This is a genomic window from Pseudomonas sp. TJI-51 (assembly GCF_000190455.2).
In the GTDB taxonomy this organism is placed as follows: domain Bacteria; phylum Pseudomonadota; class Gammaproteobacteria; order Pseudomonadales; family Pseudomonadaceae; genus Aquipseudomonas; species Aquipseudomonas juntendi.
Map to the genome: position 1 here is coordinate 53,274 of NZ_AEWE02000030.1, position 8,995 is coordinate 62,268.

Here is an 8,995-nt window from a genome sequence, read left to right on the forward strand (position 1 = left end):
TACTGGGTGTTATTGTTACGTTAAAGGCAGGAATCTATCACGACTTAGCCCATTTATTGTGTAAGGCCTTTGAATACATCATTAGTCATACATTGTAAAAGGAGCCAGCCATGAAACCCTCCCTCGCTATAATCGCCATTTCCGCTGCCTTGGCTTCGTGCGCAGCCCTCGCCGCCACGGGCAACGATCAGCCAGCCAGTAGCAACTATGCATACGGCATGCACCTGGATGTGGCCAAAGTGATTTCCATCACCCCGCCCAGCAACGTCGGCGACTGCCAGATCGGCACCGCTCACATGGTGTACCTCGACCACCATGACCAGAAGCACGAAATCAGTTACCGCGAGATGAGCAACTGCCCGCAACAGTGACTCAGGCCAGCAACTGCGTTATCCAGCCTACCTGCTGGTTGAAGTCGTCTATCTTCGCCTGCGGCACAGCGCCCCGGGCCCGCTGGAAATTGGCCAGGGTGTGCTGCTTCTGGCGCAGCATGCGCTGCCATTTACCCAGGAACGCCGCGCTTTTTTCCTGCATCAGCAACGGCCCGAAGTACAGCTGTTGAGCGGTGTACACCGCCCTCCCCGGCTCGGCGACGATGATCTCGTAGTCGAAGCGGTTTTCCCGCAGCAGTTCCTCGTGGACGATCCGGTAGCCATTGCCGGCCAGCCACTGGCGTAGTTCGCGCTCACCGCCGTTGGGCTGCATTACCAGGCGGGTGACGCCGGCCAGGCGCTGCGGGCCTGCCTGCAGGATGGCGCACATGGTGTCGCCGCCCATGCCGCACAGGCTGATCACCGTGATACGGTCCTGTGGCTCGATGGCCGCCAAGCCATCGGCCAGGCGCACGGCCACAGAGGCCTCCAGGCCGTTGCGGCTCACCGTGCGTTGGGCCGAGGCGAACGGCACCTGCGCCACCTCACCGGCCACCCCGGCCTCGATCACCCCGCGCAACATCAACGCCACCGGCAGGAAGCCATGGTCCGAGCCAATGTCGGCCAGGCGCGCGCCCTGCGGCACATAGGCAGCCACGCGCTCCAGGCGCCGGGACAAAGTCTGTTCGTTCAACATAAACCTCTGGTCTGGCAATCGGCCGCGATTCTGCCGGTGAACGCCGCGCTTTACAAACGCCGGGGTGCGCTCGACCGGTGCGTTGCGCTCGCGTAGGCTTGCCGTTTCCTTCCGTTGCAAGGCAAACCACACCATGGCTCAAGCAGACATCATCTATACCCCCGACCCGGACACCGACTCGATTTCTTCCGACGTCGCCGAGTACAACGGCGTGCTGGTCACTACCCAGATCCCGACCCGTGCCGACGGCAGCCTGGAGCTGGGTGACATCGTCGCGCAAAGCGAGTGCACCCTGCAGGCCTTGAAAGTGGCGCTGGAAAAAGCCGGCAGCGGCATGGACCGCGTGCTGCACCTGACCATCTACCTGACCGACATGGCCGACCGCGCGGCATTCAACGAGGTGTACCAGCGCTTCTTCAGCAAGCCCTGGCCGGTGCGTGCCGCCGTTGGGGTGGCCGCCTTGGCGTTCGACGGCATGCGCGTCGAAGTGACGGCGATGGCCGCCAAGCGCTGACCGACCGTCGTTGCCGCCCCCTCGCACCCTGGCTGCACACCTTCGGGCAGCCCAAGGGTGCCGCCAGCCCGTTTCGCCGCTACAATGCGCGCCTAACCCGTGACAGCCCGAAAATACAACGACATGTCCCTTCCAAAGAACCAGCTGGAACTGCTCAGCCCTGCGCGTGACGTGGCCATCGCCCGTGAGGCGATCCTGCACGGCGCTGATGCCATCTACATCGGCGGCCCAAGCTTCGGCGCGCGCCACAATGCCTGCAACGAAGTCAGCGACATTGCCGAACTGGTCGAGTTCGCCCATCGGTACCATGCGCGCGTGTTCACCACCATTAACACCATCCTCCACGACAACGAGCTGGAGCCGGCGCGCAAGCTGATCCACCAGTTGCATGACGCCGGTGTCGATGCACTGATCGTGCAGGACCTGGGGGTGATGGAGCTGGACATCCCGCCGATCGAGCTGCACGCCAGCACCCAGACCGACATTCGCACCCTGGAGCGGGCGAAATTCCTCGACCAGGCCGGTTTCTCGCAACTGGTGCTGGCCCGCGAGCTGAATTTGCAGCAAATCCGCAGCATCGCCGCCGAAACCGACGCGGCCATCGAGTTCTTCATCCATGGTGCACTGTGCGTGGCATTTTCCGGCCAGTGCAACATCTCCCACGCGCAAACCGGGCGCAGCGCCAACCGTGGCGACTGCTCGCAGGCCTGCCGCCTGCCCTATACCCTCAAGGACGACCAGGGCCGCGTGGTCGCGTTCGAGAAACACCTGCTGTCGATGAAAGACAACAACCAGACCGCCAACCTGGCCGACCTGGTCGATGCCGGCGTGCGCTCGTTCAAGATCGAAGGGCGTTACAAGGACATGGGCTATGTGAAGAACATCACGGCCCACTACCGCAAGGAACTGGACGCCATCCTGGAAGGCCGCCCGCACTATGCCCGCGCTTCCAGCGGGCGCACCGAGCACTTCTTCCTGCCCGACCCGGACAAGACCTTCCACCGCGGCAGCACCGACTACTTCGTCACCGACCGCAAGGTCGATATCGGCGCGTTCGACTCGCCAACCTTCACCGGCCTGCCGGTGGGCGTGGTGGAAAAGGTCGGCAAGCGCGACCTGCACGTGGTGACCGACGTGCCGTTGACCAACGGCGACGGCCTGAATGTGCTGGTCAAACGCGAAGTGCTGGGTTTTCGCGCCAACATCGCCGAGCCCCGCGGCGAGTTTGAAGAAGACGGCCAAACACGCTACCGCTACCGCGTCGAGCCCAATGAAATGCCCGAAGGGCTGCACAAGCTGCGCCCCAACCACCCGTTGTCGCGCAACCTGGACCACAACTGGCAACAGGCCTTGCAGCGCACGTCCTCCGAACGCCGGGTGGGCGTGGAGTGGCACGCGGTGCTGCGCGAGCAACGCCTGCTGCTGACCCTGAGCAGCGAGGAAGGGGTCAGTGTGCAGGTAGCCCTGGAGGGCCCGTTCGGCGTCGCCAACAAGCCCCAGCAGGCACTGGAGCAACTGCACGACCTGCTCGGCCAGCTGGGTACCACTATGTACCACGCCGACCGTATCGAGCTGGACGCCCCGCAGGCGTACTTCATCCCCAACTCGCAGCTCAAGTCCCTGCGCCGCGAGGCCATCGAGGCACTGACCGCCGCGCGGGTACAGGCCCACCCACGCGGCGCGCGCAAGGCCGAGACCACGCCGCCGCCGGTGTACCCCGAGTCGCACCTGTCGTTCCTGGCCAACGTGTACAACCAGAAGGCTCGCGACTTCTACCACCGCCATGGCGTGCAACTGATCGACGCCGCCTACGAGGCCCATGAAGAGCACGGCGAGGTGCCGGTGATGATCACCAAGCACTGCCTGCGTTTCAGCTTCAACCTGTGCCCCAAGCAGGCCAAGGGTGTCACCGGCGTACGCACCAAGGTCGCGCCCATGCAGCTGATTCAGGGCGACGAGGTACTGACGCTGAAATTCGACTGCAAGCCGTGCGAGATGCATGTGATTGGCAAGATGAAGAGCCATATCATCGACCTGCCGACACCGGGCAGCGCGGTTGCACAAGTGGTTGGGCACATCAGCCCCGAAGACCTGCTCAAGACCATCCCGCGCGGGCCGCATTGAGGGGTTCGGCCCTGGGTGATGTTCGCCCAGGTGCCGTGGTGTAACGCTCAGCGTATCTGGTGCTTGTGCAACAAGCGGTAGAACGTCGGCCGCGAAACACCCAGCACCTTGGCAGCCATGCTCAGGTTGTCACTGTGCCGGTTGAGCACATCGCACAAGGCCTGGCGCTCGGCGCGGTGCTTGTATTCTTCCAGGGTGCCTAACGGCTGCTGCTCCTGGTCGTGCAACTGCAAGCCCAGGTCCTGCGCCTCGATCTGCCGCCCTTCGGCCAGCACCAGCCCGCGGCGTACGCGGTTGGCCAGCTCGCGAACGTTCCCCGGCCAGTCATGGTGGCCCATGGCTGCCAAGGCGTGTTCACTGAAGGAGCGCGGCCGGCGCCCGGTTTCCAGGCTGTAGAAATGGGCAAAATGGTTGGCCAGCATGGACAAGTCGCCGTGCCGGTCGCGCAGCGGTGCTGTCACCACCTGCAATACGTTCAGGCGGTAATACAGGTCTTCGCGAAAACGCCCCTGCTCAATGGCCCGTTCCAGGTCCACGTGGGTCGCCGCCAACACCCGCACATCCACCGGTATTGGCTGGCTGCCGCCTACGCGCTCGATGTGCTTCTCCTGCAAAAAGCGCAGCAGGTTGGCCTGCAGTTCCAGCGGCAAGTCGCCAATTTCGTCCAGGAACAAGGTGCCGCCGTGGGCCGCTTCGATACGCCCGACCTTGCGCTGGTGCGCCCCGGTAAAAGCCCCTTTCTCGTGGCCGAACAATTCGGACTGGATCAAATGCTCAGGGATGGCGCCACAGTTGATGGCGATGAACGGCTGATCACTGCGCTGCGACTGGCGGTGCAGCGTGCGCGCCACCAGCTCCTTGCCAGTGCCGCTTTCACCGCGGATGAGCACAGGTGATTCGGTAGGCGCCAGTTTGCCCAGCAGCTTGCGCAGTTCGCGAATCGGCCGGCTGTCACCGAGCAACTCGTCGTTCGCGTCATCGACCTTGACCGCACCCTTGCCGCGCAGGCGCGCCATGCCGAACGCCCGGCCCAGGGTAACCTGCACCCGCGAGACGTCGAACGGCAAGGTGTGGAAGTCGAAAAACCACTCACAGACAAAGTCACCGAAGGCTGGCATGCGCAGTTGGTCGGCGCTCAGCACGGCGATCCACTCGGTGTTGCTGCGCTTGATCATGTCCTTGACCGCGTCCGGGTGCCGCAGGTGCGCGGCCTGCAAGCGCAGCAGGCCCACATCGCAGGGGTGGTCCAGTGCGGCGGCGAGCATGCAGCTGTCGACATCCCAGCCGGCGTTGCGCAGGCCCGGCAATAGGCGGTGGCAATCGTCGCAGGGGTCGACGATCAGCAAACGGCGTTGCGCGGCAGGCTGTTGCATGACCGATCCTTGGCGCCATTGTTTGATTTTTTTAAAGTAAAACAGCAAGTTGTGGCGCCCGTTTAACAGTAGCAACGAAGTTGACACTGCCCAGTACCGTCCGTCTGCCGACGCATTTTTTTACAAACGCCCACGGGAATTTTCGCACTTTAACGACATCACATGGCGGCGCAGGGAATAACGGAGATTGCCCTGGCAAAAAATTTATTCGCAATGTGTGACTTGCTACCGCACAGCGAGCATCAGTACACATAACCCCGCGCTGCACTTCGCGCACCTGAGGCGACTTTTAAGCAACGCGGACTTACTTCGCTGTTTGGGACCATAGAGAGACCGAACCATGAATGCCCCGCTCCGTGTCAACGAAGCACTGCTGATTGCCGACCACGCCTTCGAACCCTTCCAGTGCGTAGCCTGGGATGCCCCCAATGGCACTGGTGAACTCAGCCTGGCAGTGATCGACCGGACCAACACCCGCATTGGCGCCAAGCAGGTGTCTTCGCGCATCTACTCCGACCCCGCGCAGTGGGCCAGCCTGATCGAGGAAGTGCGCGCCGAATTGTGCGAAAAAGGTTACGACCTGCAACCGTGGTCGATGCCTAAATAATACCGGCGCCTATAACAAGTGCGTGCAGTGCCACGCACTTGTGCAACTTTCATCGTGCAGACCTGACAACTTTGTCACTTGCGACATTGTGCCGCAGTGCCCCTCTTCAATACGCGAGCTTGAAGTGGTGCAAGTGCCGATAATCCGCCTGCAATTGCTCGGCCAGGCGCTGGGCACGCCCTAGCCGTACCGGTGCCAGTTCCATGTCGACCAACAGCGTGGCACAAGGCATGGGTTGGACCGTGTTGCTGTGCTGCACGCGCCCATCGGTAAACACCAGGCAGCGCAGCACTTCTTGCGGGTGTGCCCGCTGGCGTGCCTGCAGCCAATGCCGGGCCTGCTCCAGGGCTGCGAACAGTGGCGTGCCCCCGCCAGCCCCCAACGCCTGTAGCCATGGCTGCAAGGCCGCCGACGCCTTGAGGCCATGGCGCTGCCACTGCGGCGTGCGCCCGCTGGCCGTGAGCAGCGCCAGGCGAGCACGCTGGCGATAAGCCTGATCGAACAGTGCTGCCAACACCCCCTTGGTTTGCGCCAGGGCCTGGTGGCGGCGGGTTGAAGCCGACGCATCGACGATCACCAGCCACAGTTCGGCAGGCCTGGCCCGGCGTTGCTGCCAGCACAGGTCCTGGCGCTGGCGTGGGCGCCCCTTGAGCAAGGTCGGCAGCCAGGCGACCCGACCTGCCAACGCGTCGCGTGCGCGCCCCCGGCTGGCACCGTGCTGCTTGCCTGCACCCGCCTTGGCATCCCCCCCTATGGCGTGTGGCTGGGGGGGGCTCAGGGCTTTTTTGCCCAGTTTGGCACCTCGCGACGGGCGCCACTGGCCACCGGCTGCGCGGGCAATGCACCCCAATCGCCCTGCCCGCCTTGTTCACCAGGGTTGCTGCCGGCCGGCTGTTCGGCCTGTTGCGGGGGGGCTGGCGGATTGGCCTGTGGCGCCACCCGGCGGCGATGGCGCAAGGCAAATTCGGCTACGGCCTCCACGTCGGTTTCTTCGATGGCTGCACCACCGCGCCAGGCACAGTGGGCGCGCGCCGCGCGCAGCCAGACCAGGTCGGCGCGCAAGCCATCCACGCCAGCAGCAAAACAGCGCTCGGTGATCCAGGCCAGTGCCTGGTCGTCCAGCGCAATGCCCGCCAGCACATGGCGCGCCGCCTGGCAGCGCTCGCGCAACTGCGCCTGCGCCTGCGCCCATTGCGCGCAAAAAGCCTGCGGGTCATGGTCGAAGGCCAGGCGCCGACGGATGATCTGCTGCCGGGCCGCAGGTTCGGGCAAACCTTCCAGGGCCACATTAAGGCCGAACCGGTCGAGCAACTGCGGGCGCAGTTCGCCTTCTTCCGGGTTCATGGTGCCGATCAGCACGAAGCGGGCGCTGTGGCGGTGCGAGATGCCGTCGCGCTCGACGCGGTTGGTACCGCTGGCGGCCACGTCAAGCAACAGGTCGACCAGGGTATCTGGCAGCAGGTTGACTTCATCCACATACAGCACGCCGCCATCGGCCTGGGCCAGCACCCCTGGGGAGAACTGAGCCTTGCCCTGGCCAAGCGCGGCGTCGAGGTCCAGGGTACCGACCAACCGTTCCTCACTGGCACCCAGCGGCAGGGTCACGAACGGGCCCTCACCCAGCAGGTCGGCCAGGCCACGGGCCAAGGTGCTCTTGGCCATGCCGCGCGGGCCTTCGATCAGCACGCCGCCGATTTTCGGGTCGATGGCCGTCAGGCACAGGGCCAGCTTCAGGTCCTCGGCACCCACCACGGCCACCAGCGGAAATTGTACGGGTTCACTCATGTCAAGCCTGTTCCTCGCCGTCGAGCAGTTGCTCCTCAAGCGCTTCGCGGTAGTCACCAGGCGCTTGCCACAGGCCACGTTGCTGGGCCTCAAGCAGTCGCTCGGTAAGGTCACGCAAGGCCTCGGGGTTGTGCTCGCGCATGAAGTCGCGGGTGGCCGGGTCGAGCACATAGGCGTCGGCCAGCCCCTGGTAATGATGGTCGTCGATCAGGTGCGTGGTGGCGTCGAAGGCGAACAGGTTGTCCACCGTCGCCGCCATCTCGAAGGCGCCTTTGTAGCCATGTCGCTTGACCCCATCGATCCACTTGGGGTTCAGCGCACGGGCGCGGATCACCCGGTTCAGCTCTTCTTTCAAGGTGCGGATGCGCGGCCGGTCCACCTGGCTGTGGTCACCGTGGTAACTGGCCACGCCGGCCCCGCCCAGGGTTTCTGAAGCAGCCAGCATGCCACCCTGGAACTGGTAGTAGTCGTTGGAATCGAGCAGGTCGTGCTCGTGGTTGTCCTGGTTTTGCAACACCGCCTGGACCTTGGCCAGGCGCTGGGCGAACTGGGCGCGGGCCGGGGTGCCGTCATCGCTGCCGCCGTAGGCATAGCCGCCATGGTTGAGGTAGACCTCGGCCAGGTCTTCGCGGCTGTGCCACAGGCGGCCGTCGATGGCATTCTGCACCCCGGCACCGTAGGCGCCGGGTTTGGCCCCGAACACCCGCCAGCCAGCCTGCCGAGCGGCCTGTTCGGCGCTTGCACCCTGGGCCTGCAGCGCAGCGCGCTCGGAGCGTACACGGGCAGCCAAGGGGTTGAGGTCGTCGGGCTCGTCCAGCGCCGCCACCGCCTGCACCGCGGCATCGAACAGGCGGATCAGGTTGCCGAAGGCATCGCGGAAGAACCCGGAAACGCGCAAGGTCACGTCCACCCGAGGGCGGTCGAGCAAGCTCAGCGGCAAGATCTCGAAGTCATCGACCCGTTGGCTACCGCTGGCCCACACCGGCCGCACGCCCATCAGCGCCATGGCCTGGGCGATGTCGTCGCCGCCGGTACGCATGGTAGCGGTACCCCACACTGAAAGGCCCAACTGGCGCAGGTGGTCGCCATGGTCCTGCAGGTGGCGTTCAAGAATCAGGTTGGCCGAGGCGAAGCCCAGGCGCCAGGCCGTGGTGGTAGGCAGGTTGCGCACGTCCACGGTATAGAAGTTACGGCCGGTGGGCAGCACATCGAGGCGGCCACGGCTGGGCGCACCACTGGGCCCTGCCGGCACGAAGCGCCCGGCCAGCGCCGCCAGCAAGCCCTGCATTTCTGCGCTGCCGCAGGCATCCAGGCCCGGCGCCACGTCCATGCACAGGGCTTGCAGCACCGCATGCACGGGGTGCCATGCGGCGCTGTCAGGTAGCTGTGCAGTGCCGGCCAGCGCCTGCTCGATCAGGTGTAGCGCCAACAGCTCCAGGCGCTCCCGTGTATCGCCACAGGTGCGCCATGCCTCGCTGGTTACCGCTTGCAACGGCTCCGGGCGGGGGGCCCCCCCCCGCGGGG

General features: G+C 64.7%; 9 protein-coding genes. 4 read left to right on the forward strand and 5 right to left on the reverse strand.

The window, feature by feature from the left end:
• Positions 1 to 110 precede the first annotated feature (110 nt).
• Positions 111 to 371, forward strand: coding sequence for a DUF2790 domain-containing protein (locus tag G1E_RS06945; RefSeq protein WP_009686708.1), 261 nt, complete (start codon positions 111 to 113; stop codon positions 369 to 371).
• A 1-nt stretch (position 372) separates the two neighbouring features.
• Here G1E_RS06945 and G1E_RS06950 read toward each other — a convergent pair whose 3' ends face one another.
• Positions 373 to 1,065: a tRNA (adenine(22)-N(1))-methyltransferase TrmK gene (locus G1E_RS06950; protein ID WP_009686707.1), complete on the reverse strand. Its 693-nt coding sequence runs from the start codon at positions 1,063 to 1,065 to the stop codon at positions 373 to 375.
• 136 nt (positions 1,066 to 1,201) lie between these two features.
• On the opposite strand from G1E_RS06950, the gene G1E_RS06955 reads away from it, so the two are divergent.
• Together G1E_RS06955 and G1E_RS06960 are read left to right on the forward strand one after the other, a co-directional pair.
• Entirely contained in the window at positions 1,202 to 1,582 is a 381-nt protein-coding gene (locus tag G1E_RS06955; protein WP_009686706.1) for a RidA family protein, read from the forward strand.
• A gap of 123 nt (positions 1,583 to 1,705) precedes the next feature.
• Positions 1,706 to 3,706, forward strand: coding sequence for a U32 family peptidase (locus tag G1E_RS06960; protein ID WP_009686705.1), 2,001 nt, complete (start codon positions 1,706 to 1,708; stop codon positions 3,704 to 3,706).
• Between the two features lie 47 nt (positions 3,707 to 3,753).
• On the opposite strand, the gene G1E_RS06965 is transcribed toward G1E_RS06960, so the two are convergent.
• Positions 3,754 to 5,079: a sigma-54 dependent transcriptional regulator gene (locus G1E_RS06965; RefSeq protein ID WP_009686704.1), complete on the reverse strand. Its 1,326-nt coding sequence runs from the start codon at positions 5,077 to 5,079 to the stop codon at positions 3,754 to 3,756.
• Between the two features lie 340 nt (positions 5,080 to 5,419).
• Between G1E_RS06965 and G1E_RS06970 the strand changes: the two genes are divergently transcribed.
• Entirely contained in the window at positions 5,420 to 5,686 is a 267-nt protein-coding gene (locus tag G1E_RS06970; RefSeq protein ID WP_009686703.1) for a hypothetical protein, read from the forward strand.
• 106 nt (positions 5,687 to 5,792) lie between these two features.
• Here the strand turns inward: G1E_RS06970 and G1E_RS06975 are convergent, their stop codons facing one another.
• The 3 genes from G1E_RS06975 to G1E_RS29265 form a co-directional block, all read right to left on the reverse strand.
• Positions 5,793 to 6,371, reverse strand: a complete 579-nt coding sequence (locus G1E_RS06975) for a VWA domain-containing protein (RefSeq protein ID WP_047149724.1) — start codon at positions 6,369 to 6,371, stop codon at positions 5,793 to 5,795.
• A gap of 89 nt (positions 6,372 to 6,460) precedes the next feature.
• Positions 6,461 to 7,471, reverse strand: coding sequence for an ATP-binding protein (locus G1E_RS06980; protein WP_009686701.1), 1,011 nt, complete (start codon positions 7,469 to 7,471; stop codon positions 6,461 to 6,463).
• Position 7,472: 1 nt separating this feature from the next.
• Positions 7,473 to 8,995 (reverse strand): cobaltochelatase subunit CobN (locus G1E_RS29265; RefSeq protein WP_047149727.1); only part of this gene is annotated, 1,523 nt, incomplete at its 5' end.